Annotated in this window: 22 protein-coding genes; 12 read left to right on the top strand and 10 right to left on the bottom strand. The window is 72.4% G+C overall.

The annotated features are described in order from the left end of the window. Positions 1-36 precede the first annotated feature (36 nt). The 8 genes from lexA to FXF68_RS38405 all read right to left on the bottom strand — a co-directional run bounded on the left by lexA (position 37) and on the right by FXF68_RS38405 (position 10,507). A complete protein-coding gene (gene lexA / locus FXF68_RS38440; RefSeq protein WP_148767741.1) occupies positions 37-699 on the bottom strand; it encodes a transcriptional repressor LexA in 663 nt (220 codons plus the stop codon). A gap of 122 nt (positions 700-821) precedes the next feature. Then, positions 822-3,113 (bottom strand): transketolase-like TK C-terminal-containing protein, encoded by a 2,292-nt coding sequence (locus FXF68_RS38435; protein ID WP_187438326.1) that lies wholly within the window; start codon positions 3,111-3,113, stop codon positions 822-824. A 17-nt stretch (positions 3,114-3,130) separates the two neighbouring features. Further along, positions 3,131-4,603 (bottom strand): aldehyde dehydrogenase family protein, encoded by a 1,473-nt coding sequence (locus FXF68_RS38430; RefSeq protein ID WP_148767740.1) that lies wholly within the window; start codon positions 4,601-4,603, stop codon positions 3,131-3,133. Next, positions 4,596-5,693 (bottom strand): ABC transporter ATP-binding protein, encoded by a 1,098-nt coding sequence (locus tag FXF68_RS38425; protein WP_148767739.1) that lies wholly within the window; start codon positions 5,691-5,693, stop codon positions 4,596-4,598. Before FXF68_RS38425 ends, FXF68_RS38430 begins: the two co-directional genes overlap by 8 nt. Before the next feature lie 3 nt (positions 5,694-5,696). Continuing rightward, positions 5,697-6,584: a carbohydrate ABC transporter permease gene (locus FXF68_RS38420; protein WP_148767738.1), complete on the bottom strand. Its 888-nt coding sequence runs from the start codon at positions 6,582-6,584 to the stop codon at positions 5,697-5,699. Next, complete coding sequence (locus FXF68_RS38415) at positions 6,581-7,555, bottom strand: carbohydrate ABC transporter permease (protein ID WP_148767737.1); 975 nt, start codon at positions 7,553-7,555, stop codon at positions 6,581-6,583. The genes FXF68_RS38420 and FXF68_RS38415 overlap by 4 nt, the downstream gene beginning before the upstream one ends. A gap of 2 nt (positions 7,556-7,557) precedes the next feature. After that, the gene (locus FXF68_RS38410) at positions 7,558-8,904 is read right to left on the bottom strand and encodes an ABC transporter substrate-binding protein (protein WP_148767736.1); all 1,347 of its coding nucleotides are present in this window, start codon (positions 8,902-8,904) and stop codon (positions 7,558-7,560) included. Between the two features lie 37 nt (positions 8,905-8,941). Beyond that, complete coding sequence (locus FXF68_RS38405) at positions 8,942-10,507, bottom strand: N-acyl-D-amino-acid deacylase family protein (RefSeq protein ID WP_148767735.1); 1,566 nt, start codon at positions 10,505-10,507, stop codon at positions 8,942-8,944. Between the two features lie 108 nt (positions 10,508-10,615). On the opposite strand from FXF68_RS38405, the gene FXF68_RS38400 reads away from it, so the two are divergent. The 8 genes from FXF68_RS38400 to FXF68_RS38360 all read left to right on the top strand — a co-directional run bounded on the left by FXF68_RS38400 (position 10,616) and on the right by FXF68_RS38360 (position 17,672). After that, positions 10,616-11,362, top strand: a complete 747-nt coding sequence (locus FXF68_RS38400; RefSeq protein WP_187438325.1) for an IclR family transcriptional regulator — start codon at positions 10,616-10,618, stop codon at positions 11,360-11,362. Continuing rightward, positions 11,359-12,468, top strand: a complete 1,110-nt coding sequence (locus tag FXF68_RS38395) for an alanine racemase (RefSeq protein WP_148767733.1) — start codon at positions 11,359-11,361, stop codon at positions 12,466-12,468. The genes FXF68_RS38400 and FXF68_RS38395 overlap by 4 nt, the downstream gene beginning before the upstream one ends. A gap of 14 nt (positions 12,469-12,482) precedes the next feature. After that, positions 12,483-13,421, top strand: coding sequence for a succinylglutamate desuccinylase/aspartoacylase family protein (locus tag FXF68_RS38390; protein WP_148767732.1), 939 nt, complete (start codon positions 12,483-12,485; stop codon positions 13,419-13,421). After that, entirely contained in the window at positions 13,411-14,130 is a 720-nt protein-coding gene (locus FXF68_RS38385) for an MBL fold metallo-hydrolase (protein ID WP_148767731.1), read from the top strand. Before FXF68_RS38390 ends, FXF68_RS38385 begins: the two co-directional genes overlap by 11 nt. A 15-nt stretch (positions 14,131-14,145) precedes the next feature. After that, positions 14,146-14,895: an SDR family NAD(P)-dependent oxidoreductase gene (locus tag FXF68_RS38380; protein ID WP_148767730.1), complete on the top strand. Its 750-nt coding sequence runs from the start codon at positions 14,146-14,148 to the stop codon at positions 14,893-14,895. Between the two features lie 10 nt (positions 14,896-14,905). Continuing rightward, positions 14,906-15,940, top strand: a complete 1,035-nt coding sequence (locus FXF68_RS38375; RefSeq protein WP_148767729.1) for a threonine aldolase family protein — start codon at positions 14,906-14,908, stop codon at positions 15,938-15,940. A 211-nt stretch (positions 15,941-16,151) separates the two neighbouring features. Then, complete coding sequence (locus tag FXF68_RS38370) at positions 16,152-16,700, top strand: RICIN domain-containing protein (RefSeq protein WP_187438324.1); 549 nt, start codon at positions 16,152-16,154, stop codon at positions 16,698-16,700. A 477-nt stretch (positions 16,701-17,177) separates the two neighbouring features. After that, a complete protein-coding gene (locus tag FXF68_RS38360; protein ID WP_148767727.1) occupies positions 17,178-17,672 on the top strand; it encodes a hypothetical protein in 495 nt (164 codons plus the stop codon). A 97-nt stretch (positions 17,673-17,769) separates the two neighbouring features. Here the strand turns inward: FXF68_RS38360 and FXF68_RS38355 are convergent, their stop codons facing one another. After that, a complete protein-coding gene (locus FXF68_RS38355; RefSeq protein ID WP_148767726.1) occupies positions 17,770-20,580 on the bottom strand; it encodes an AfsR/SARP family transcriptional regulator in 2,811 nt (936 codons plus the stop codon). Between the two features lie 530 nt (positions 20,581-21,110). On the opposite strand from FXF68_RS38355, the gene FXF68_RS38350 reads away from it, so the two are divergent. The 4 genes from FXF68_RS38350 to FXF68_RS38335 all read left to right on the top strand — a co-directional run bounded on the left by FXF68_RS38350 (position 21,111) and on the right by FXF68_RS38335 (position 23,412). Continuing rightward, positions 21,111-21,731, top strand: coding sequence for a hypothetical protein (locus tag FXF68_RS38350; protein ID WP_148767725.1), 621 nt, complete (start codon positions 21,111-21,113; stop codon positions 21,729-21,731). A 256-nt stretch (positions 21,732-21,987) separates the two neighbouring features. Further along, positions 21,988-22,335: a GntR family transcriptional regulator gene (locus FXF68_RS38345; RefSeq protein ID WP_148767724.1), complete on the top strand. Its 348-nt coding sequence runs from the start codon at positions 21,988-21,990 to the stop codon at positions 22,333-22,335. Positions 22,336-22,357: 22 nt separating this feature from the next. Further along, a complete protein-coding gene (locus tag FXF68_RS38340; RefSeq protein ID WP_148767723.1) occupies positions 22,358-22,864 on the top strand; it encodes a hypothetical protein in 507 nt (168 codons plus the stop codon). A 356-nt stretch (positions 22,865-23,220) separates the two neighbouring features. Beyond that, entirely contained in the window at positions 23,221-23,412 is a 192-nt protein-coding gene (locus tag FXF68_RS38335; RefSeq protein ID WP_148767722.1) for a hypothetical protein, read from the top strand. Between the two features lies 1 nt (position 23,413). Here the strand turns inward: FXF68_RS38335 and FXF68_RS38330 are convergent, their stop codons facing one another. Continuing rightward, on the bottom strand, positions 23,414-25,666 hold the full coding sequence (locus FXF68_RS38330) for an MMPL family transporter (RefSeq protein ID WP_148767721.1): 2,253 nt from the start codon (positions 25,664-25,666) through the stop codon (positions 23,414-23,416). Positions 25,667-25,798: the final 132 nt, after the last annotated feature.

The following is a 25,798-nucleotide window of genomic DNA, read 5'->3' as shown; positions in this document are numbered from 1 at the left end:
GGGCTCTCGACAGCGAGGTCGGATCACATCGCCAGTTCAGACGCTGCGGAGCACGGCGACGACGATGCCGAGGATGACGGCGCGGTCGCCGTCGATGACGTCGTAGGCGGGGTTGCGGGGTTCGAGATGGACGTGGCCGTTGCGGCGCCGCAGCACCTTGACGGTGGCCTCCCCGTCGATCATCGCGGCGACGATCTGGCCTGAATGGGCCTCGGGCTGGTGGCGGACCACGACCAGGTCGCCGTCGCAGATCGCGGCCTCGATCATGGAGTCGCCGCGGACGCGAAGGGCGAACACCTCACCGCGCCCGGTCAACTCGCGGGGCAGCGACAGCACGTCCTCGACGTGTTCTTCGGCCGAGATGGGCACCCCTGCGGCGATGTCGCCGGCGATGGGCACGGTCACCGAATCATCGGCCGGCGACGCCCCGGGGTTCCGTTGGAGGAACATCCGCACGTCGATCGGCCGGACCGTCGAAGCGCCGCGTCGAAGGAACCCCTTGTCCTCCAGGCTCTTCAGATGCCGTGACACCGACGATGGGGACCGCAGGCCGACGATGTCGCCGATCTGCCGCGTGCTCGGCGGATATCCGTACCGGGCCACCCAATCGGCGATGGCGGCCAAGATCCGCTGCTGGCGCGGCGGAAGAACCGAGGTGTCCAACCCCCCGAACCCGTCAAGAGAGTCGTCGCTGTTCACCTGCGAAAGTCTAGGCCCAGCGGGCCCATCACCGTCGCTCAGCGGCGGCGCACGGCGCCCCTCCCGGACCTCGCGTGTGATTCCTCGCCCAGTTCCCACACCGCCGACCCTCCGGGGATGGATCACGGTGCGACGTCCAGGGCGGCGCGGACGATCGAGTCGGTGTCGATGCCGTGGTGGCGGTGGACGTCCTCGATGGAGCCGGACTGGCCGAACTTCGTGACGCCCAGCGTGACGCACGGGACGTTGTTGACCCCGGCGAGGAAGGCCAGCGTGTGGGGGTGGCCGTCCAGGACGGTGACGAGCGGCGTCGCCCGGGACGCCGGGAACGCCTGGTCCAGGACCCAGCTCGACCCGTCGCCGAGGCCCTGCCGCGAACGGAGCGCCTCGAAGAGCAGGCCGGGGCTGGTCACGCAGACCACGTCGGCGCCGACGCCGACCTGGTCGAGCCGGTCGGCGGCGGCGAGCGCCTCCGGGACGAGGGCGCCCATCGCCGCCACCGTCACCGCCGGGCGCTCGGCCCGGCGCAGCGGGTAGGCGCCCGCGACGACCTGGCGGCGGCGGCGTTCCCTGGCCGCCGGATCGTCCGGGACGGCGGCGAGCCGCTGGTCCACCGCGCGGGTCGACAGGCGCAGGTACGCCGAGCCGCCGTCCGGGCGGCCGAGCCGCGCCATGCTCGCCAGCAGCGTCCACTCGGTGTCGAGGACGAACGCGGGCTCGTAGGCGACGCAGCCCGGCTGCTCGATCCCGATCGACGGGGTGACGATCGACTGGTGCGCCCCGCCCTCGGGCGCCAGCGTCACGCCGGACGGCGTGCCGATCAGGATCGACTGCCCGCCCGCGTAGATGCCGAACGACCAGGGTTCCAGTGCGCGTCCGACGAACGGGTCGTAGAGCACCCCGATCGGCAGGAGCGGCTTGTTCCAGCGGCTCCAGGTCGCGCCGAGCTCGCCGAGGAGCGAGACGAGGTTGGTCTCGGCGATGCCGAGCTCGATGTGCTGGCCGGACGGGCCCTCCCGCCAGTGCAGGATCGTCTCGGCGTCGTCGGCGAACCAGTCGCGGCGCTCGGAGGTCGACCAGACGCCGACCTTGTTCACCCAGCCGCCGAGGTTGGTGCTGGAGCTGACGTCGGGGCTGACGGTGACGACGCGGGCGGCGGCCTCGGGCGCCTCGCGGGTGAGGTCGAGCAGGAGGCGGCCGAGCGCGGCCTGCGTGGTGGCGGTGCCCTTGGGGGTGCGGCCGATGTCGGCCGGCAGCGCGGGCGGCGCCTGCGGCGCGACCGGTTCGCGGCGCAGCCGGGCGGCGGTCTCGGCGCAGAGCCGCGCGGCTTCGGAGCCGTCCTCGAAGCGGGCCCACGGGTCGGCGGGGTCGAGGCCGAGCCGGGCCGCGAGCGCGTCGATCTGCTCGGCGGTGAGCAGCGAGGAGTGGTTCTGCGGGTGGCCCTCGCTGGGCAGCCCGTGCCCCTTGACCGTGTACGCGAAGATCACCGTCGGCCGGGTGTCGTCGATCTCCTCGAACGCGTCGCCGAGGCTGCCGAGGTCGTGGCCGCCGAGGTTGCGCAGCGCGGCGAGGAGGGTGGCGTCGTCGAGCGTCGCGACGAGCGCGGCGGCGGGCTCGCTGCCGCCGGGCAGCCGGTCGCGCAGCTCGGCGGCGTCGCAGCGCAGCAGCCGCTGGTACTCCGGGTTGGACATGGCGTCGATGCGGGCCCGCAGCTCGTCCCCGCCGGGACGGCCGAACAGCTCGGTCAGCAGGCGGCCGTACTTCAGCGTCAGCACCTGCCACCCGGCCGCGGCGAACATGCCCTTCAGCCGGTGCGCGGCCAGGTAGGGGACGACCCGGTCGAGCGACTGTCGGTTGAGGTCGACGATCCACACGATCTCGCCGAGCTCGGCGACGCCCGGGTCGAGGACGGCCTCCCAGACCGCGCCCTCGTCCAGCTCGGCGTCGCCGACCAGCGAGTACTGGCGTCCGGCGGGGGCTCCCTCGGTGTAGCGGCGGGCGACGGCGCCCCAGATCGGCGCGGTCGCGCCGATGCCGACGGAGCCGGTGGAGTAGTCGACCGGGTCGGGGTCCTTGGTGCGGCTCGGGTAGCTCTGCAGCCCGCCGAACTCGCGCAGGGTCGTCAGGTACCGCTCGTCCAGCTCGCCCAGCAGGTAGTTGATCGCGTGCAGGACCGGGGACGCGTGCGGCTTCACCGAGACGCGGTCGTCCGGGCCGAGGTGGTGGAACCACAGCGCCGTCATGATCGACACCATCGACGCCGACGACGCCTGGTGCCCGCCCACCTTCAGCCCCGACGGGTTGGGCCGCACCCGGTTCGCGTGGTGGACGACGGCGGTCGCCAGCCACAGCACCCGCCGCTCGATCTCCTCCATCACCCCGGACTCCGCGGCCGTCGCCACCCGTTCGCTCATCGTCTGCTCCTCTGCGTTCAGCGCCACGGCGGGGTCAGGTCGACCGAGATCGACTGGATCTCGGTGACGGCCTCCGCGATGTGGCGTCCGCCCAGCCTGCCGTGGCCGCTGGCGGTGCCGGGCGCACCGCCGAACGGCAGGTGCAGCTCCCAGTAGTTGCTGGTGTCGTTGACGGTGACCTGACCCGCGCGGAGCCGTCCGGCCACCGCCAGCGTACGGTCCAGATCCCGGCCGAAGACCGCGGAGCTGAGTCCGTAGCGGCCGCGGGCCGCGGCGGCGAGGATCGCCTCGGTGTCGTCGGGGACGCGCAGGACGGGCGCGAGCGGCCCGAACGTCTCCTCGTTCAGGGCGGCGGCGTCCTCGGCCAGGCCGACGAGGACGGTCGGCCGCCAGTACAGCCCGGTCGGGCGGTCCGGGAGCGGGCCGCCGCCGAACGCGGTCCGGCCGCCGCGGGCGACGCCGTCCCGGACGTGCCGGGCCATGGTGTCGGCGACGCCGCGGGTGTGCACCGGGCCCATGGTGGTGGCCGGGTCGAAGGGCGACCCGACGACCTCGCGGCGGGCCTCCTCGACCAGCCGTTCCTCCAGTTCCGCCGCGATCGAGGCGGCGGCGACGACGCGTCCGGCCGCCGAGCAGGACTGGCCGGAGTTGGCGAACGCTGCCGACGCGATCGCCGGGGCGGCCCGGTCCAGGTCGGCGTCGGGCAGGACCACGATCGGCCCGTTGCCGCCGAGTTCCATCACCTGCGCCTTCCCGGCGGCGAGCCGGGCGATCTCGGCGCCCGCCTTTGAGCTGCCAGTGAACCCGACGCCGTTGACGCCGGGATGGGACACCAGGCGCTGCGCCGGGCCGAGGTCGGGACCGGTGACCAGGTTGACCAGGCCCGGCGGGACGTCGGCGGCCTCGACGCAGTCGAACAGCGCGCCCGCGATCGCCGCCGTCGACGGCGCGGGCCGCCACACCACGGCGTTCCCGCAGGCCAGCAGCGGTCCGAGGTACTCGACCGGGATGTTCACCGGGAAGTTGAACGGCGTCATCACGGCGAACACGCCGCGCGGCTTCCGGGTGGTCAGGACGAGCTTGGCGCCGTCCCGGACGGGCACGGTCTCGCCGCCGAGCCGCTTGGCCTCCTCGGCGGCGAGCCGGACGCCGTCGGCGGCCAGCCGGATCTCGCCCTCGGCCTGGCCGACCGGCTTGCCGTGTTCGAGGGCCAGCAGCCGGGCCATCGCGGCGGCGCGCTCGTCGATGACGGCGGCGATCCGGTGGCACCAGTCCGCGCGGGTGAACGCGCTCTCCTGGCGGTGCGCCTCGAACGCCTCCGCCGCGGCGGCCACGGCCGCGTCGACGTCGGACTCGGCGGCCCGCGCGACGACGGCGTACCGCTCCCCCGTCGCCGGGCTCACCGCGTCGTAGACCGCGCCGCCATGGGCGTCGAGCGCCCGTCCCCCTATACGCAAGGCGACCTGGTCAGGCGTTCCCCGGTCAGGCATTTCCGACCTCCTCGGCGACCTTCGGCGCCGACGGCCACGCGAGCGCGCCGCCGTCCTCGGCGTCGAACAGATGGGCCTTCCCCGGACGGACGCGCATCGCGACCTCGGCGCCGGCGTCCATCTCGACGTCAGGGTCGGCGCGGGCGATGACGTCCCCGGACGGGAACGAGGCCACCACGATCGCCTCCACCCCGAGCCGCTCGATCAGCCGGACCCGTCCGACCGCGCCGGGACCGCCCGGCTCCAGGGTCACGTCCTCGGGACGGACGCCGAGCGTCACCCCGTCCCGCGCGGCGCCCGGCCAGCCGATCGGCACGGTCCAGTCGCCGTGCGCGAAGGAGCCTGCGTCGTCCAGCGCGCCGGGCACGAAGTTCATCCCGGGCGTCCCGACGAAACCGGCGACGAACCGGTTCGCCGGACGCCGGTACAGGTCGAGCGGCGGGGCCTCCTGCTGCACCAGCCCGCCGTTCATGACGACGACCTTGTCGGCCATGCTCATGGCCTCCCCCTGGTCGTGCGTGACGTACACGAACGTGCCGCCGAGTTCGCGCTGCAGTTCGCGCAGGCTGATCCGCATGTCGGCGCGCAGCTTGGCGTCGAGGTTGCTGAGCGGCTCGTCCAGCAGGAAGACGTTCGGCCGCCGGACGATCGCCCGCGCCAGCGCCACCCGCTGCTGCTGTCCCCCGGAGAGCTGCCGCGGCTTGCGGTCGAGGAGCCCCGCGATGTCGAGCATCTCGGCGACCTCGGCGACCCGCGCCGCGATGTCGGCGGCGGGCAGCTTGCGCAGCTTGAGCGCGAACGAGATGTTCTCCCGGACGCTGCGGTTGGGATACAGCGCGTACGACTGGAACACCATCGCCACGTCGCGCTTGTGCGGCGGGACGTCCTGGACCTCCTTCCCGTCGAAGAGGATCGTCCCGGACGACACCTCCTCCAGCCCTGAGATCATGTTCAGCGTGGTGGTCTTGCCGCACCCGCTCGGGCCGAGCAGCACGGTGAAGCTGCCGTCCTCGATGGTCAGGTCGATGGAGTCGACGATCAGCGTGTCACCGAACCGCTTGGTGACCTGCCGGAGTTCGATACTGGACACGCGTCACACCTTTCCGACGCCTGAGGTCAGGCCGCGTACGAGGAACCGCTGCGAGACGAGGGCGAGCAGCATCGTCGGCAGGGCGGCCAGCAGGGTGCCGGCGGCCATGATGCCGAAGGACTGCTCGCGCACGTTGTAGAGCCCGGAGATGGCGGGCTGGATGAGCATCGCGTCCGTCCGCGAGTTCAGGACCAGCGCGAACAGGAAGTCGTTCCACGACACCATGAACGAGAAGAGGCCGACGCTGATGATCCCCGGACGGGCCAGCGGCAGCACCACGCGGGCGAACACCTGCCAGCGGGTGCAGCCGTCGATCATCGCGGCCCTGTCCACCTCGACGGGGATCCCGTTGAAGTAGGCCCGCATCATCCACACCGAGAACGGCACGGTGAAGCCGAGGTGGGCGATGACGATGCCCGTCCTCGTGTCGGTGAGGCCCATCGAGTGGAGCATCACGTAGAAGGGGACGACGAGCGCGAACACAGGGACGAGCTGGCTGCCGAGCATCAGGCCGGGGACCGTCCGGGAGCCGGGGAACCGGAACCGCGCGAACGCGTACCCGGCCGTGCTTGCGATCACGACGTTCAGCACCGCGACGCACACCGCCACCACGGCGCTGTTCCGCATGCCGGGGACGATCAGGTCGCTGGGGTTGCTCGGCGGCGCGCCGCTGAACGCCGAGTCGAAGATCTTGTGGAAGCTGCCGAAGTCCATCGCGGGGATCCAGCGCGGCGGCGTCCGCAGCGAGTCGGCCTTCGACGTCAGCGCCACCAGCAGCAGGAAGTAGAACGGCAGCAGCACCCACGCGAGCAGCGCGAGGACGACCCCGGTGCGCAGCGCGCGCACCCCGGTCCGCCTCGCCGAGCGCCTGCGGTTTCCGGCGGCCGTCATGCGGCCCTCCTCTCCCGGTTCCGGCGGGGTCCCCGGATGCCGAGCGCGGTCAGCGCGGCGAGCAGCACCATCGCCAGCGTCATCAGGTAGAAGATCGCCGCGCCCTTGCCGAGGTCGAGGTCGCGGAACGCGGTGGTGTAGCCCCACCAGGACAGCAGCGTCGTCTCGGTGCCCGGCCCGCCGCCCGTCAAGATGTAGATCAGCGCGAACGCCAGGAACGCGTTGATCAGCGCGAGCACCGACACCACGAGGATCGTGTCGCGGATCCAGGGCAGCGTGACGAAGAAGAACCGCCGGACCGGGCCGGCCCCGTCGATCCGCGCCGCCTTGTGCAGGTCCTCCGGGACGGTCTGCAGCGCCCCGAGGATCAGCAGCGTCGCGAACGGCACCAGGCTCCACACGAACGCGATCGCCATCACCGTCAGCGCGACCTGCCCGGACGCGAACCACGCGACGTACTTGTCGATCAGCCCGGCCTGCTTCAGCCCGCCGTTCAGCGGCCCGAAGGTGGAGTTGAAGATCCAGCCGAAGGTCAGCGCCAGCGTGATCTGGGACAGCGACCACGGCAGGACCAGGATGCCCCGCACCACCGACCGTCCGCGGAAGTCCTGGTTGAGGGCCAGCGCGAACACCATGCCGAGCACCAGCGTGCCCGCGACGACGGCGGCCGCGAACAGGACGGTCCGGGTCAGCGACGGCACGAACACCGGGTCCTTCAGGACGGCGGTGTAGTTGTCGAGGCCGACCCACTTGGCCGGGGCGCGGCTGCCGAGCGTCTGCTCGTGCAGGCTGACCCAGAACGAGTACGCCAGCGGGTAGGCGAGCAGGACCAGCGTGACGACCAGCGCGGGCGCGGCCATCGCCATGCCGAACCGGGCCTCGCCGCGTCCGTGTCCGGACCGCCCTCCGCGCTTCTCCGCGGGCTTCGCCGCCGCCTTCGCGGCGGGCCTGTTCCGTTGCGTCGTGGCCACGGCTACTTCTGCGATCCCGCGAAGTCGCCCAGCTCCTTGAGCCCCTCGTCGGACGACTTCTTCCCGAGGACGACCTCCTGCAGCACCGCGCACGCCATGTCGGCGAACTTGGGGTACCAGGCGCGAGTGGTGACGGGGCCGAGGGGCACGGTCTTGGCGAGCTGCGCGGTGAGGGCGTCCACGTCGGCCCACTTCGCCCACGACTTGAGGACGGCCGGGTCGGTGTCGACGCTCCTGTACCCGCTGGACAGCCCGAGCGCGGTGGCGACCAGGTTCTTCGGCACGTGGTACGAGCCGTCCTTGCCCGCGCCGCCGAGGTAGTCGATGACCGTCCCGGCGTTCTTCTCGCCCTCCGTCCCGTAGGAGAGCATCCAGTACGCGCCGAAGCTGTGCGTCTGGTGCGTCTTGCCGGGCATGGCGACGTTCTTGACGGCCTTCGCCGCCGAGCTCTGCTTGGGGTCCTTCCAACCGACGACCTGCGCCTGGTAGCGCATCGAGAAGCTGCTCTTGCCGCCGCCGAAGATGTTGGTCACGCCGCCGTAGTCGGTGGTGAACAGGTCCTTGGGGACGAGTCCCTCGGAGTACAGCGTCCGCCAGCGCTCCAGGGTGGCGCGCGCGACGGCGTTCCCCTGAAGGACCGGCTTGCCGGACGGGTCGAACAGCGACCCGCCGCCCTCCGAGGCCACCTCGGCGGCGAACTGGTGCCACATCAGGAACGCGTACTTGATCCAGTACGGCGAGTACGGCGTCTGGCTGATCCCCTTGGACTTCAGCTCCCGCGCCTGCTCCAGGAACTCCTCCCAGGTCTTGGGCGCGGACGCGTCGATCTTCTTCAGGTGGTCGGTGTTGACCACGAACAGCTCGGCGCCCTGGAAGTAGGGCAGGGCGTAGATCTCGCCGTCCGGGCCCTTGAGCGCGTCGGCCACGCCGGGGTTCATGTTCGCCACGAGCTTGTCCAGGCCGGGCAGGTCCTTGAGCGAGCGGACCCACTGGTTCTTCGACCACGACTCCAGGTAGCCCTCGTCGGCGAACAGCACGTCGTAGGAGGCGTTGCCGCCCGCGAGCTGCTGGTTGGTCACCGTGAGGTAGTCCTGCGCGACGTAGGACGTGCCGAGCTTGAGCGGCGTGTAGTTGGTGTTGAAGTAGTCCACGTACGGCTTGAACAGCGGGCCGACCGCGGCGTCGTGGTGCATCTGGAGGTCGTTGGGGTCGCCGCCGTCGTCGCCCGACCCGCAGGCGGTCAGCAGGCTCGGGCCGAGCCCGGCGGCGACGCCGAGCGCGACCGTGCCGCGGAGGAAGGAACGCCGGGTGAGCCGCGTGGCCGGCGTGCTGGTTGCCCTGCTTGTCATGGTCTGCTCCGTTGTGCTCTCGGTGCGTCGGGGACTCTCATGCCGCGCGCAGGACCTTCCCCGCGCGCCGACCGGTGGGGCGGAAGTTGTCGATGGCGGGTTCGCCGTTCACGAAGACCCAGCGCATGAGGTCCGGATAGGCGTATTCGGCGGCCGCGCCGCCGTTGGAGAGGCGGTCCGCGTGCCGGGCGGCGCGGGACGGGTCGGCGACGGCGACGTCGGCGAACGCGCCGGGGTGGAGCGTTCCACGTCCGGCCAGGCGCAGCCGCCGGGCCGGGAGGGTCGCGAGGTGCGCCACCGCGCGGTCGAGCGGCGTCCGGCCGAGCAGCGCGGGAGCGAGGACCTCGGCCGTGCTCGCCAGGTTGCGCGGGTGCTCGTGCCGCGCCTGCTCGGCCGTCATCAGCCAGCCGTCGCTGCCGTGCATGGCGGCGGGGTGGGCGGACACGCGGGCGAGGTCGTCCCGCGAGGCGGCCGGGACGGTCATGGTGAGGCTCTCCCCCTCGGCGAGGATCAGCTCCAGCAGGACGTCCACGGCGTCCCGGCCGAGATCGGCCGCGTACTCGGGCAGCGCCCGGCCGGACGCCTCGGGCCGCGTCCCGGACCGGCCGACGATGATCTCGTCCGGGCGGAACTGGGCCGCGCCGTCCAGGTGGCGGAGCAGCCGCAGCCGTTCGGCGCCCTCCCCGGCCCGCTCGCGCAGCAGCCGCCAGCCGCCGTCCAGCGAGCCGGGCGGGAGCAGGCTGGAGACGCCGGTGCTGCCCGAGGTGTAGGGGTAGTAGTCGACGGCGACGTCGATGGCGCCGCGCTCGTTGGCCTCGTCGACCATCGCCAGCGTCGCCTCGGTGCGTCCCCAGTTGGCCTTGCCGAGCGCCTTGTGGTGGGAGATCTGCAGGTCGACTCCGGCGCCCTCGGCGGTGGAGATGGCCTCGGCGACGGAGGCGACCAGGCCGTCCCGCTCGTCGCGCAGGTGGGTGGCGTAGAAGCGGCCCGTCCCGCGCAGCGGCGCGATGACGCGGCGCAGCTCGTCGGCGGCGGCGAACCGTCCGGGCGTGTAGACGAGGCCGCTGGAGACGCCGAACGCGCCCTGGTCGAGCCCGTCGGCGACGAGCCGCCGCATCGCGGCGACGGCGTCGTCGGACGGCGGCCGCGGGGCCGAGCCGACGACGTGCTCCCGGACGGCGCCGAGCCCGACGAGCGGGGCGACGTTGACGCCCGTCCCGATCGACTCCAGGTGCTCGGCGTAGGAGGCGAGGTCGGCGAACCCGCGGTCGAGCCGGGAGCTGAAGAACGAGCCGAACCCGATGCTGGACGCGGGCAGCGGGAACGGCGAGAAGCCGCAGTTCCCGGTGACGTCCGTGGTCACGCCCTGGTGCAGGCGGGACAGGGCGTCCGGGTCGTGCTGGAGCGTGAAGTCGCTGTGGGTGTGCATGTCCACGAACCCCGGCAGGACGAGCAGCCCCGTGGCGTCGAATACCGTGGCGCCGGGCGGCGGCTCGACGCGCGCCGCCAGCGCCGTCACCCGCTCACCTTCGATGAGCAGGTCGAGCACCGCGTCCGTCCCGGTGCCGGGGTCGACCACGCGACCACCACGGATGATCTTCACCACTGTCCTCTGCGTTCCATTCTGTGGTTTCGGATTCCACTCAATGGGATGTTGTGGCAACCTAATGTCGCTGCCGGTCCCCGGTCAAGGCATTCTTTGGAGGCGTCCGTGGTGCAAGTGGTCGATCGCGTCGGTGCGCTGCTCGCCGCGTTCAGTCAGGAGGAACCCGTCCTCGGCCTGGCCGAATGCGCCGAGCGGGCGGGGCTCAGCAAGAGCTCGGCGCACCGGTTGCTGAGCGGGCTCGCCGAGATCGGGCTCGTGGAGCGCGACCCCGCGGGCAACTGGCAGATCGGCGAGCTGCCGCTGCGGCTGGCCGCGATCCGGCTGTCGCACCGCAACATGCGGCGGGAGGCGGTCGCCGCGCTGGTCGAGCTCGGCCGGCGGTTCGACGCCGCCACCGCGTTCTCCGTCCCGAACGGCGACGAGATGGTCTACGTCGAGCGCACCGACAGCAGCATCCCGTTCGCGCCGAGCGCCCGGCTCGGCGGCACCGCGCCGATCTGGGAGGGCGCGGCCGGCCGCGCCGTCCTCGCCCGGCTGGACGCCGCCCGCAGGCGCGACCTGTGCGCCGGTCCCCGGTGGTCGGCGCTGCCCGCGGACGTCCGCGCCCAGATCACCGAGGACGTCGAGCAGTCCATCACCCGCGGCTACTCGGTCGACCGCGGCCAGTTCTTCGACGGCATCGCCGGGGTCGCCTCGGCCCTCGGCCCGCCGGGAGAGCCGGCCGCCGCGCTCAGCCTGATCGTGTCGGTCGAGCGGATGTCGCCCGGCCTGGAGCGCGAGATGGGACGCGCGGTCAGCGAGCTGGCCAAGGAGATCACCGGCAAGGCCGCACTGCCGGGAGCGGGCTCGTGACCGGCGGCTGGACGGCCGCGTGCGCGGACGGCGGGCCGCCGACGCCGTTCCTCGCGCTGCACCACCCGCGGCTGCTGGCGAACATCGGCGACGTGGCCGCGCGGGTGGCGGCACACGGCGGGCGGTCCACGCCCCATCAGAAGACCCACAAGAGCGCCGAGATCGCCAAGGCGCAGGTCGCGGTCGGGGCGAGCCGCGCGACCGCCGCGACCGCCGCCGAGGCCGGGCTGGCCTTCGACGCCGGGTTCGGGTCGGTGCTCGTCGCGTACCCGCCCGTCCCGGGCGAGCGCACGCGGGCGCTGGCCGCGCTGACCGACCGGGGGAAGGTCGCCGTCACGTGCTCGCGTCCCGAGCACGTCGCCGCGCTCGCGGCGACCGGCGCCGACTTCGACGTCTACTGGGAGATCGACTCCGGGACGAGGCGGCTCGGCACCGCGCCCGGCCGGGCCACCGCCGACGCGGTCGCGGCCTCGGCGTTCGGCGGCCGCGTCCGGCTGCGCGGGCTGCTGACCTTCGCCGGGCACGCCTACGCGGCCGCCGACGCCGCCGGGCTGGCCGCCGTCCGCGACCAGCAGGACGACGCCCTGGAGAGCACTCGCGAGGCGCTCGCCGAACGCGGTCTCGCCGAACGCGGTGCCGAGGCGCCCGTGCTCAGCGTCGGCGTCACCCCGCTGGCCCGCCTGGAGTCCGGCCGCGCGGACGAGTACCGCTACGGCAACTACGTCTTCTACGACGCGACGCAGGTCGCGCTCGGCGGCCCGGCCGCGGCCGAGTGCGCGCTCGCGGTGATCAGCACGGTGGTGGACGTCCCGGCGCCGGACCGGCTCGTCCTGGACGCCGGTTCCAAGAGCCTTCCCGCCGAGCGGATGACGCCGCTCACGCCGGGCTTCGGGCTGGTGGACGGCCATCCGGGGATCGTGATCGACAAGCTCTACGAGGAGCACGGGCTCGCCGGGTCGGCGGAGCCGCACGGGCTGGCGCCCGGCGACCGCGTCGCCATCGTGCCCAACCACGCCTGCACGACGGTGAACCTGTTCGCCCAGTACGCGGTGTACGACGGGACGTCGTTCGTGGACACCTGGCCCATCCGGGCACGCCGGGTCTGAGAGGAGCACCCACCATGACAGCGGTGAAAGAGCGGCTCGCGGCCGGGCCCGGCCTGGACCTCGACGTCGTCCGGTTCGGCTCCGGCGGGGGCCCGGCCGTGACGGTCCTGGGCGGCGTGCACGGCGACGAGCTGGAAGGCGTCCTGGCCGCGTACCGGGTGGCGGACGAGCTGGCGTCGGCGAACGTCCACGGGACGGTGACCGTCCTGCCCCGCGCCAACCCGCCCGCGCTCGCCGCGGGCACCCGGCACGGCGAGGGCGACGTGAATCTCGCCCGCGTCTTCCCCGGCGACCCCGGCGGCGACGTCAGCGCGCGCATCGCGCACGCGATCGCCCGCGAGCTGATCGAGCCCTGCGACCTGCTGATCGACCTGCACTCCGCCGGGCGCCGCTACCGGATGCCGCCGATGTGCGGGTTCGGCGCGGACCGGACGCTCGGCGGCCGTCCGCTGCTGGACGCGGCCCGCACCACGCCGTTCCCGTACCTGTGGGCGCACGCGTCGGTCGCGCCCGGACGGTCCGTCAGCCACGCCGACGCGCTCGGCAAGCCGTGGGCCTACTTCGAGAGCGGCGGGGGCGGCGCGCTGCGCGAGGCCGACCTCGACCGCTACGTGCGAGGGGTACTGCGCCTCCTGGAAGCGGTGGGCGCGGTCGAGCCGGTCTCCTTCGCGGGCCCGCCGCCCGGACGCCAGACGATCGTCACGGGCGGGGACGGCGACACCGACACCGGCGTCCTGTTCACCACGGCGGGGGCGTTCGCGTCGTCCGCCGCGGCCGGGGACGCGGTCGCCGCCGGGCAGCCGATCGGCGCCGTGTACGACGACGCCGGGCGGCGGACGGAGGTCGTGCGCGCCGCGTCGTCCGGCATCGTCATGATGCTGCGCCACGAGCTGCGCGTGGCGCCCGGCGAGGTCGCCGCGATCGTCGCCGGAGCGGGCCGCCGTGCGGCTTGACGCGTCGGTCGACCTGGTCGGCGGCGGACGGCTCGGACCGGGGCTCAGCAACGCCTACGACTCCAACGTCTACCTGCTGCACGGCGAGGGGGGCGGCTGGCTCGTCGACACCGGGAGCGGCCTCGACCAGGCGGTGCTGCTCGGCCGCGTCCGGGAGGCGCTCGGCGGGCGGCCGCTGCGCGGCGCCGTGATCACGCACGCGCACGCCGACCACGCGGGCGGCGCCGCCGGGCTCGCCGCGCGGGGCGTCACGGTCGTCGCGGGTCCGCGCACGGCCGAGCTGGTGCGGGACGGCGACCCCGGCCCGCTCGGGCTCACGGCCGCGCTGCGCGCCGGGATCTACCCCTCCGACTACCGGTTCGCGCCCTGCCCGGAGGTGCGGGCGACCGGCTCGGCCGACCTCGGCCCGCTCCGCGCGCTGCCGACGCCGGGGCACAGCGCCGACCACACCTCCTACCTGTTCACCGCGGGCGGCACGACCTACGCCTGCACCGGCGACCTGCTGTTCGGCCGGGGCCGGATCGTGCTGCCGGGCGCCGCGGACGCCGACGTCCAGCAGCTGCGGCGGTCGCTGGAACGGCTCCGCGACGCGCGTCCGGACGTCCTGCTGCCCGGCCACGGCACGCCCGTCATGGCGGACGCGTCCTGGCACATCGAGCAGGCCCTCGCCGCCTTCGAGCTGGGCCGCCTGCCCACCTCCTTCACCTGACCCGAGGAATCTCCCATGAGCAGAAGCGTGATCGTCACCGGCGGCGGGGGCGGCATCGGATCCGCCATCACCCGGCGGCTCGCCGCCCCCGGCCGGACCGTCGTCGTCTTCGAGGCCGGGCCGGGCGCCGTCGAACGCGCCCGCGCCGAGCTGGGGACGGCGGCCGAGGTGCGGACGGTCGACGCGGGCGACCCGGCCGCGATCACCGCCGCCGTCGCCGCGGTCGCGGCCGAGCACGGGCCGCCGGAGATCCTGGTGAACTGCGCGGCGGTGACGGGCGTCCCGGCCAAGGCGCCCCTGCTCGACACCTCCGACGACCTGCTGGCGCGCATCCTCGCCGTCAACACCGTCGGGCCCTTCACGTGCGCCCGGGAGGCGGCACGGCACATGGTCGCGGCGGGCGGCGGCGTCATCGTCAACATCGGGTCGATCGCCGCGCACCGGGGGCAGTTGGACGCGTCCGCCTACACCGTCAGCAAGTCGGCCATGACCGGGCTCACCCGCGCCCTCGCCATGGAACTCGGGCCGTCCGGCGTCAGGGTCGTGCAAGTCGACCCGGGCGACATCAGCACGCCGGGCAGCGACCGGCTCGTCGAGCTCATCGAGGCCGACGAGGCGCGGTCGGGCGTCTCGGGGCTGCCGCCGGTCGGGCGGCGCGGACGTCCCGAGGAGATCGCCGAGGTGGTCGCGTTCCTCTGCTCCCCGGAGGCGTCGTTCGTCTCCGGCACCCAGATCGTCGTCGACGGCGGATACCTCGCCGGATAGGGGCCCTCACATGATCGACCTTCGCTCCGACGTCATGACGCTGCCCACCGAGGGCATGCTGCGCGCGATGACCACCGCCCCGCTCGGCGACGAGCAGGTGCGCGAGGACCCGACCGTCCGCGCCCTGGAGGACGACCTGACCGGCATGCTCGGCCAGGAGGCGGCCGTGTTCGTCCCGTCGGCGACCATGGCCAACCAGATCGCGATGCTGTGCCAGGTGGAGCGCGGCCAGGAGATCGTCGGCGAGCGGCACAGCCACATGTTCCGCTACGAGGCGGGCGGCCCCGCCTTCCTCGCCGGAGCCGTCGTCACCGGGCTGCCGGGGACGGCCGGGGTGTTCACCGGGGCGCAGGTCCGCGAGATCGCCCAGCTCGGCGACTCCGAGCACCGGCCCCGCACCGCGCTCGCCCTGGTCGAGGACACCCACAACGTCTCCGGCGGACGCGCCTGGCCCATCGCCGCCCTGGACGAGCTCTACGACACCTGCGACGAGCTGGGGCTCGCCGTCCACATCGACGGGGCGCGGCTGTTCAACGCGTCCGTGGCGCTGGACGCCGAGCCCGACCGGATCACCGCGCGGGCGCGGACCGTCGCCGTCTGCTTCTCCAAGGGCCTCGGCTGCCCGGCCGGTGCGGCGCTCGTCGGACGCGCCGACGTCCTCGCCCCGGCCCGCCGGATCCGGCAGATGCTCGGCGGCTCGCTCCGGCAGGCGGGCGTCCTCGCGGGCGCCGCGCGCTACGCCCTCCAGCACAACATCGCCCGGCTGGCCGACGACCACGCCAACGCCCGCATCCTCGCCACGCTGCTCGCCGAAGGCGGACTACCGGTCGACCCCGCCGACGTGGACACCAACTTCGTCTTCCTGGACGTCGCGTCCCTCGGCCTTGACCGCGGCGCCGCGCTGGAGCGGCTCCGCTCCCACGGCGTCCTGTGGTCGAACGCGCATCATCCGGGCGTGCTGCGCGCGGTCACCTTCATCGGACGCTCCGAGGAGGACGTCCGCACCGCCGCGTCCCGCACCCTGAAGGCCCTGACCACCGGCTGAACCGCAGACCCGGGCGGGCCCCGGCGGAGGCTGGGAAACGGCCGACCCCGGCCGCTCCCCTTGCGGGCCGCTCTCCCAGGGTCTAGAAATCGGTTGATTCCAGACAGTCGGTCGCAATTCGGTCGATATCCGACAGGGTATGCGGCCGCGACCGGCGGTCTGTGGATGCGGTCTGCGGCTCCCAGGACACATCCGCCAGAGGAGGATGCCGATGCTCTACTCCAGTTCCACGCGTACACGCCTGACCAGGATGCGTAGGTCGACAGCGTTAGTGCTCCTACCGACCATCACCATGCTCGGTGGGCTGAGCTCCGTCTCATCTGCTTCAGCGGCCTCTTCGGTCGTCTCCGCCGAGCAGCCCGCCAAGGCGACGCAGGCAGTCCGGCACTTCTATAACGTGCGCTTCCAACGGTGCTTGGACGCCGACACCAACACCGGCGGGAACGGCGGCAAAGTCCAACTCTGGGACTGCGGGCCCTGGAACCAGCAGGACTGGGAGGTCCGACCGGACGGCTCCATCTACAACATGCGTTTCCAGCGATGCTTGGACGCCGACACCAACACCGGCGGCAATGGCGGCATCGTCCAACTGTGGGACTGCGGCCCTTGGAACCAGCAATGGTGGGTCATCCGCGCGGACGGCTCCCTTTACAACGTGCGCTTCCAGCGGTGCCTAGACGCCGACACCAACACGGGCGGAAACGGCGGCAAAGTCCAACTGTGGGACTGCGGTCCATGGAACCAGCAATGGTGGCAGTAAGGGCTGACAGCGTCCACAACACACCCACGGCAAGCCGTCGTGGAGCGAGAGGCGGCTTCGGCGCCCGGTCTCGACGTCAGCCCGGGGAACCGCTCGTACCACGGCAACGCCGTGGCGTAGTCGGTGACGGGGATACCAGCGAACAGGTTCAGCGTCATGGCGTCCTCCCTGCACGTACGGCGATGCGTCACCGGTACCGACCACGGCAGTGTCGAGAACTCATCGTCGGCCGCCATCCCGCGGGCTGATCAGGGGTTCAGAATCGCATCGCGGGTTCGGACGCTGCGGAGCACGGCGACGACGATGCCGAGGCTGACGGCGCCGCCGCCCTCGGTGAATGGGGGCGGCGGGGCTCGGGCGGTGGCCGCGTCCGGACAACGGGTGCGGCGAACCCGGGCCGCTCGGGCCCCGTGGAGGTGGTGAAGGGATGCGGTTCCACGAACCCATCCGTTTCCATCATGAAAGGGGGACGCGATCATGCGTCCTGGCTTAGTCTCTCGGCTCCGGCCGACCGCTTCCCGGCACAAGGCGGCCATCGCCACCGCCTCGGCCGGCGTCACGGCGGCCGCGGCCGTCCTGGCCTTCGGGACCGTCTCCTCGGCCGCCACCGGCTCGGACGCGGCCAGCGCCCAGGGCACCGTCACCCGAGGGTCCACCGTCTGCGCCGGACCGGTGAACGTCCACCCGGACACGGGATCGTTCCTGGCGGCCAACGGCTTCGCCTTCAACCGCAACAATCCTGGCGGCATCGCCATCGACTGGACGGTCCGGCGTGGCGACGTCATCACCTCCCAGGGCGGCACGAGCTTCTTCACCGCCGCCACCGTCATCCGCTCCGAGCACACCGCCCGCTTCCAGGTCACAGTGCCTGCGGGCGACGCGAACCTGCCCGGCTCCATCTGGATCTGCGGTACCTCGTCCCAGGGCCAGTCCATTTTCGTGGACATGTCGCTGAACACCGTCGGAGCCTGACCCGGCGGCCCGCCCCGTCCGCGCCTCTCGCGCCTGGTTCGGCCGGGATCGCGGCACAGCGCCCGCGACCCCGGCCATGGTCCGGCCCGGCAGCGGCTCAGGCCAATGGACGCGATCCGTCCAGCTCGGCGTGGATCGTCTCCTGCTCGGCCCTGACCTCGGCCTCCCTGGCCTCCTGGCCGAGCTGCCGCCAGATGGCCAGGCTCGCCTCGGCGTGTTCGAGGGCCTCCTCCGGGCGTCCGAGCCGACGCGTCGTCACCATCAGTTCCTGCAGGGCCATCGCCTCCTGGAAGGGGGAGGCGAGCGCGCGGCTGGCGGCGAGCGCGGCGCGGAAGTCCTCGACGGCCTCGTCCGGACGGCCGAGCGCCCGCTTCGCCCGGCCGCGGTTGATCATCAGGTACTGCCAGGCGGACTGCCGTCCTCCGACCCTGTCCGCCAGCGCCAGCCCGCGCTCCAGCCACGGCAGCGCCTCCAGGGGACGCCCGAACCCGATGATGTAGAGAGCGGCGATGTTGTTCAGCACCTCCAGCTGCGACCACCAGTCGCCGGAGCGACCGCCGACCGCCAGGCTCTCCTGGAAGATCGCGAGCGCCTCCTCATGGTCGTGCCGGTGGAAGGCGAGCAGGGCGGACACGTTGAGCAGCCGGTCCAGGATCGCCTCGTCCCCGCCGTCGTGGGCGGCCCGGACGCCGCGGCGGATCTGCTTCTCGCCCCCGTCCAGCCTGTCGACCTGCCAGAGCCCGCCGCCGAGCATGTAACGGGCCCGGGCTTCGGCGGGGAACTCACCGCGCGCTTCCGCGGCGTCGGCGATCTCGGCGGCGGGACCGTTGAGCCGCGGCCACAGGAACGCGACGTCGCCCAGGGGATCGAGGGCGAGCAGCAGGTCCGCGGCGACGGCGATCGGCGCGCCCGGGTCCACGGCGGCACCGCGGACGGCTCCGAGGATGCCGTCGAGTTCGTTCAGCACCCAGGTCTGTCCCTCGGCCGCATCGGCGAACGCGACCCCTGCCGAGTGGGTGGCCGCCATCGCGTCGGCGAGCTTGCAGCCGTTGCGCATCAGCCGGTAGAGGTTCCGGGCTGAAGCGAGATAGTGGTCGAGGAGACGGTCCAGGACGGCGCGACGGTCGGCCTCGGTGTCCTCTTCAAGGACGAGGTGGGCGGCGTAGGTGTGCAGCAGGTCATGGAAGCGGTACCGGCCGGCGGTGCGTTGCTGCAGCAGGTGCACGTCAAGCAGGTCCTCCAGGAGCCGGTCGGCCTCCGGGAGCGGGATGTCGGCGACTCTGGCGGCGGCGTGAGCGTCGAAATCGGGACCCGGGTGCAGGCTCAGCAACCGGAACAGCCGCTGCTGGACGGGAGTGAGCTGCCGGTAGGAGAGGGCGAACGCGGCGGCGACGCTGCGGTCGCCGGTGGCCAGCTCGCCCAGCCGCCGCCGCTGGTCGCCGAGGCGTTCGGCCAGGTGGGCGAGGGTCCAGGTGGGGCGGGTGCGGAGCCGGGCGGCGGCGATCCGGACCGCCAGCGGCAGCAGGCCGCAGAGCCTCACCACCTCGTCCAGGGCCCGCGGTTCGGTGACGGCGCGCGCGTCGTCGGCGATCCGGGTGAACAGCGCGGCGGCGTCGGCGGGCGGCAGCACCTCCAGGGACAGCGTGCGGGCGGCCTCCAGATCGGTGAGCCGGCGGCGGCTGGTGATCAGCACCAGGCTGCCCGGGTCGCCGGGCAGCAGCGGCCTCACCTGTTCGGCGCTGGTGGCGTTGTCGAGGACGATCAGGGCCTTGAGGCCGGCCAGTTCGTCCCGCCACAGCCCGGCCCGCTGATGCAGGTCGTCGGGGATCCGCTCCCCCGGCACGCCCACCGCGCGCAGGAGCGTCTCCAAGGCGGCGGCCGTGGTGCCGAGCTCGTCTCCGGCGGTGTGCGCGTGCAGGTCGACGAACAGTTGCGCGTCGGGGTAGCGCTCTGCCAGCCGGTGTGCGGCGTGCACCGCGAGGGCGGTCTTGCCGATCCCCGCCATCCCGTCAATCGAGTTGATCACCACCGCGGTGGTCGGCTCCCCCTCCACCGGCAGGGCGGAGACGAGCCGGTTCAGCTCAGTGGCGCGGCCGGTGAAGTCAGCGAGGTCGCGAGGCAGTTGGTGGACGCGCCCGCGTCGATCCGGCGGCGACGCCGCGAGGCCGGGGTCATCGGAAAGGATCCGCTGGTGCAGTCGCCGTAACTGGTCGCCGGGGTCCAGGCCCAGTTCCTCGGCCAGCGTCTCGCGGGTGTCGTGGAAGACCCGCAGCGCTTCCGGCCGCCGACCGGCTCGGTGCAATGCCAGCATCAGCTGCCCGGCCAGCCGTTCCCGGAGCGGGTGCGCGGCCACCTGCTCGCTCAGCTCGCTGATCACGCTGTGGTGGCGTCCGAGGTCCAGTTCCAGCCCGATGTCCTCCTCCAGCGCCGCCGTCCGTCGCTCCTCCCAGCTGGCCACCTGCGGCTGAAGCGCCGGGCATTCCAGCCCCGCGAGCACCGGCCCCCGCCACAGGTTCAGGGCCGCGCGGAACTCGGCGACCGCCTCCGCCGGTCGCCCGTCGGCGGCATGCCGGCGGGCCCGCCCCACCCGGCCGTCGAACACGGCGGCGTCGAGCTCGCCCTCTCCGACGTCCAGCCGGTACCCGGCGCCCGCCGCCACCGGCCCTGCCAGGCCCCCGTCGGCGAGCAGCCTCCGCAGCTCGGACACCAGATTGCGGACGCGTTTCTCCGCGGTGGGAGGCGGCTCCTGCGGCCAGACCGCATCCACCAAATGGCTCAGCGGCACCACCTGACCTGCTGACAGTAACAATGCGGCCAGCACCTTCCGCTGCCCGGCACCGCTCAGGCGCAGCGGCTCCCCACTCGTCCAAACCTCCAGCGGGCCCAAGATCTTGAACTCTGCAGCCATACGACATCAACTCTCGGCATCTCGGCAGGCAAGGTCGGTCGCCGCCCAACTCGACACTGACCTCGAACACAATACTGCGGGTTTCGCGGCAGGCGAATGAATGCATTCTTCACCTGCACGGCAAGGGTCTGACTCGCCTCACGACTCTCCGTGACCCGCCGAACTCATGCGCGCGAAGACCGCCGCCTTGGCGGCGTCAGTATGGAGACCTGGAAGCGAAGAATTCTTCTTTTGTAGATCTCATTTCATTGCGTAATTTCGTCCACCCTTCGGGCATCTACGCCAATGCCGCGCCGAACCATTAGTCGTCCCGCCCCCTGACTGCTATGGACCGGGCATGGACGGGACATGGACGGCGCCCGCCAAGCTTCTCGCATGGAAAGGCCCCAGCAGCTCCCACTCACGTGCCTGGCCGTGGCCTTCGCCCCCGGCCGCTCCAACGCCGTCGCCATCATCGGTCCGCGCCCTTGCGACCGGCCCGGCGACCGCTCACTGACCTCCTCGGCAACGGGCCGCGGCCTGACAGCGCGATGACCACTCACGACAGTCACGCCGCTCCCGGCCGCCCGCTGATACGCGGCGACAGATCCGCACTGGAAACGGTGGCCCTCCTGTTCGGACTGGCTCTCATGCCCGTCATCACCGCGCCATTGGCCTCCCTGATCGGCCCCGCCAACGACAGCGAGCCGGCCGCAGCCGAAAGGACCGCCACCGTGCCAGACCACGGCAGAGCGATCGGTCACACGACCGCGCTGACGACCACCACCCGCCGATGGACTCCTGTCGCCCACACCACCGTCACCTTGAAAAAGCCTGGGACGTACGAGGTGACGCAACAGGTCCGCGGCCAGTTCGTCACCGCACGGAACCGGCCCACTCACGCCTGGATCATCTCCCGTGTGTTCAACCTCACCGCCGGCGTCCCGGTCAAGGAAAGCAATCTCCTGGTCGTCAGCAGTGCCAACCACCCGCCCGCCATCAATCGCGATTACGGCACCACCGCCAGCGGCCGCGCCTTCATCGACATCGACGGGCCCACGACCATCCGCCTGGAAGCCATGCAGGCATGGGACGCGGGCACAGTGAGCAAAAGCCAGATCATCACCGATCCCAACGGATTGACCCAGCTCCTCTATAAAGAACTCACCTGAGCCGCCCGAAAAATGGACCCGTAGCGCCGCGTATTCGACCTAAGGCGTACCGGAAACCAGTGTATTGGCGTCCGCGATCCGAATGATGGATCAAGCTGCCTCGTTCTGGACGCCCAGCGTGTGGCGGCCGGTCGCGCTCCCTCATGCCGAGAAGAGTGCGTACCGGCTCCGCGGAATGATGAGCACGGTTCCGAAGCCCGGCCGCAGCCCGGTGCGGTTGACCACCCGGCGAGATGGTGCTAATAATACTAGCACTATGAGATGGGCGATTGATCATTCGTCGCGGGAGGCGCTGCCGCTCCAGATCGCGGCGTGTGTACGCCGGGGCGTGGCTTCGGGGGAGCTCGCCGTCGGCGAGCAACTGCCGCCTGCCGCCCAGCTGGCGGAGGCGTTGTCAGTCGACCGCAACACGGTGTTGGCCGCCTATCGGCGGCTGCGCGACGAGGGTGTGCTGGAGTTCCGTCGGGGTCGCGGGGCACGGGTCGCGTCAGCCGTCACGGAGCCGGCTCCGGTTGTCGAGGCGGCTCAGGCGCTCGTGGCCGTCGCCCGTCGGCACGGCGTGGGGAGCCAGGACCTGCTTCGCCTTATCGAGAGGTTGACGTGACACATCGAGAGGATGATGCCCGATGACGGCATCCGCACTACCCGACCCAGGCCGCTACTCGATCTATACCGGCCGAGTGACGAACTGGCCGCTGGCGGTGGCCGTCCACGTCGCTCTGCTGGCGCCGCTGCTGCTCCTGGGGAGCCTGTCGCACGGCAGCTGGCTCGACCCGGCCGGGCCGGCGATCCCACTGCTGGTCGGCGCCGTGGTTGCGCTTATCACCATGCTGACCGGGCTGAGCGTCAAGACGGCGGCGGGGCCCAACGGGGTCTCGGTCCAATGCGGGGCGGTCGGATGGCCCCGCCGCACCTACCGCCTGGAGGAGATCGAACGCGCCGAGGTGATCGACCTGTCGCCGTCGCTGTGGCGAATGTCCCTCGGCTACTGGTGGACCCCTCGCCACACCTACTTCACGGTCCGGACCGGACCCGCCCTGCGGTTGACCACGCGTACCGGCCGAAGCGTGACGATCACCGTGCCGGACCCCCATGCCGCGATCGCGATCATCCGCGAGGCGAATTCCGCCTGACAACGCGACTCGACATCGAGAACGCCTTGCCCCACAAGAGACGGCTGCGACGGCGACAGGTTCCTGTTCCTCAACAAGAGGGCGGCCACCACCTCCCCCATGTGCGTGGCATTCCCCGCAACGACCAGCCGGTCGTGGACGCCCGGGCGGCGGGCTCCCCCACTGCGACGCCCTCGCCGCCGGGCCGTTCGCAGGCTTGAGATCGCGTCGTGGCTCGCGATCGGCCAAGACCTCATCCCCCGCAAACTCCGCCACTCGCACCGCGTCGTGATCGACGAGCTCGGCACCTACGCGATTCTCGCTCACGACCGGTTCGGCCACTCGATGCCGGGGATCGCGCACACGTCTCCGCGCTTATGCGCGAGGAACTGCGGGCGCGGCTCCGGGAGCGCTGGGAGACAGCCCTCGACGAACAGCTCGCCATCGCGCCGACATCGCCGGTGCCGATCCTCAACGAACTGCTCGCCGCCCGCCTGAAGAAGACCGGCCTCGCCGGCCTCCACCTGCGCGCCTCGATGATCTGGACGCCCAGGGCGGGCGGGAGTTGAGTCAACGGTCAACCAGCCGTGGACGCGTGGATTCCGCGTCGGTGTCGTCGGTGCCGACCGGGCCGCGGTGAAGCATCCGGTCCAGCCACCTCGGCAGCCACCAGTTGGTCCGGCCGAGGAGTGTCATGGTCGCCGGTACAAGCACCATGCGGACGACCGTGGCGTCGATGAGGATCGCGGTGGCCAGGCCGAGCCCGAACATTTTGGCGGAGGGGTCATCGGCGACGGCGAAGGACAGGAAGACCGCCACCATGATGAGAGCGGCCGAGGTGATGATCCGGGCGGTGCCCGAGACGCCCTCGACGATCGCGGTGCCGTTGTCGCCGGTGCGCAGGTATTCCTCGCGCACGCGGGACAGGAGGAACACCTCGTAGTCCATCGACAGGCCGAACAGGATGGCGAAGAGGAACATCGGGATGAACGACACGATCGGAACCGTCGCTTCCAGCCCGATGAGTGCGCCTCCCCAGCCCCACTGGAAGACCGCGACCATGATGCCGTAGGCCGCTCCGATGCTCAGCAGGTTCAGCAGTACCGCCTTGAGCGGTACGAGTACCGAGCGGAAGACCAGCATCAGCAGCAGGAACGACATCGCCAGCACGGCGGCGACGAACAGCGGCAGGCGTTGGCTGGTGCGCTGGCCCACATCGGACAGGCTCGCGGCGGCGCCGCCGACGTGGGCCCTGGCCGGGCCGTGCCCGATCGCCGTGGGCAGCACGTCGGCGCGCAGCCGGGCGATGGTGTCGGTCGTGGCCTTGTCCTGAGGGCTGGAGGTCGGGAACACCGCGAGGGTCGCGATGCCGGTGGCCTGATCGATATGCGTCGGCGCGACGGATGCGATGCCCGGATCCGCCGCGACCGCTGCGACGAGTCGGTCCAGCACCCCAGGATCACCGGCGGGGTCCGCGGCGATGACGAGGGGACCGTTGGTGCCCGGGCCGAACCCCTCGGCGACGAGGTCGTAGGCGCGGCGCTCGGTGCGGCTGCGGGGCATTGAGCCGTCGTCGGGCAGGCCGACGCGCAGGCCGAGCACGGGCAGCGTCGCGGTCAGCAGCAGTCCCGCCGCGCCGACCGCGTACGGCACCGGGTGCCGGCTGACGTGCCCGATCCAGCGCCGCCACCCGGCGGCCGGGGCGGTGTCAGGGTCCCGCCGCCGCGCGAGCCGGCCCGGGGTCCCGGTCCGCAGAGCCCGGCCGATCCGGCCGGGCCGGGCCAGGCGGGGGCCGGCCGCGCCGAGGAAGGCCGGCAGCAGCGTCACCGACGCGACCACCATGGTGAGAACGACGATCGAGACGGCGAGCCCGCCCATTGTCATGAACGGCACGTTCGCGACCGCCAGGCCGAGGATCGATACGACGACGGTGCCGCCGGCGAAGACCACGGGCCTGCCTGCCGTGGCCACCGCTCGCGCCGCCGCCTCGCGGGGATCGAACCCGCGCGCGAGGTACTCCCGGTGCCTGGCGAGAACGAACAGCGCGTAGTCGATGCCGACTCCGAGCCCGACCATGCTGCCCAGGACGGGGGCGAAGGTCGGGACGTCCGTCACCCCCGCCAGTACCGTCATCGTGGCGACCCCGACGGTCAGCCCGAAGACCGCCATGCCGATCGGCAGCGCGGCGGCGACGAGCGAGCCGAACGCCAGGAACAGGATCGCGGCCGCGGCGAGGATGCCGATCAGCTCGCTCGCGCCGCCGTCGGGGTCGGAGAAGGCGTAGAAAAGGTTTCCGCCCATCTCGATGCGCAGGGGCAGCTCGCCGCGCAGCCGGTCGCCGAGATCGACGAGGGCGTCGAGGTCCTTGGCCGACAGCCGGCTCTGGTCGGGGTACTGCACCCGGACGACCGCGATCCGCCCGTCAGCCGAGACAAGGCCGCCGCGCGCGGTGGTGTCCCCGCCTGCGTCGAGTACCCCCGCCGGGTCGCTCGTGCCGAGCACGTGCGGCAGCCGCCGCACCTCGGCCTGCAGCCGCGTGAGAGCCATGCGCGCGCTGCCGGGGTCGAAGAACGTCGCACCGTCGTCGAGGGGGGTGACGACCACTTGGGCGGTCATCCCCTCCTGGCCGGTGCCGGCCCGCTCGATCAGTTGCGCGGCCCGTTGGGAGTCCAGCCCCGGAGCGGTCATCGAGTCCGCGGTCCGCCCGCCGATGGCGCTCGCGGCGAGGACGGCGAGCGTGGCGGCGATCAGCCATGCCGCGATCACCCGCCAGGGATGGCGGGCGGCGCTTGCGCCCAGGCGCAACAGGGCCTTCGAGAGCATCGGGTCCTCCAACCACCTCGTCGGCCGTCCTTGTACGGCCGCCGATGCCGAGGTTCGTCGCCACGGCGCTCTGCGGCATCGGCTCGTGGGCTGCGGATTCGTCGGCCCCAGGGCGGACTGACGTCCCGTCCT

The organism is Actinomadura decatromicini (genome assembly GCF_008121305.1).
Lineage (GTDB): Bacteria > Actinomycetota > Actinomycetes > Streptosporangiales > Streptosporangiaceae > Spirillospora > Spirillospora syzygii.
Note: the sequence above shows the minus strand (reverse complement) of the source record. Positions and strands in the feature narration are given on the sequence as shown.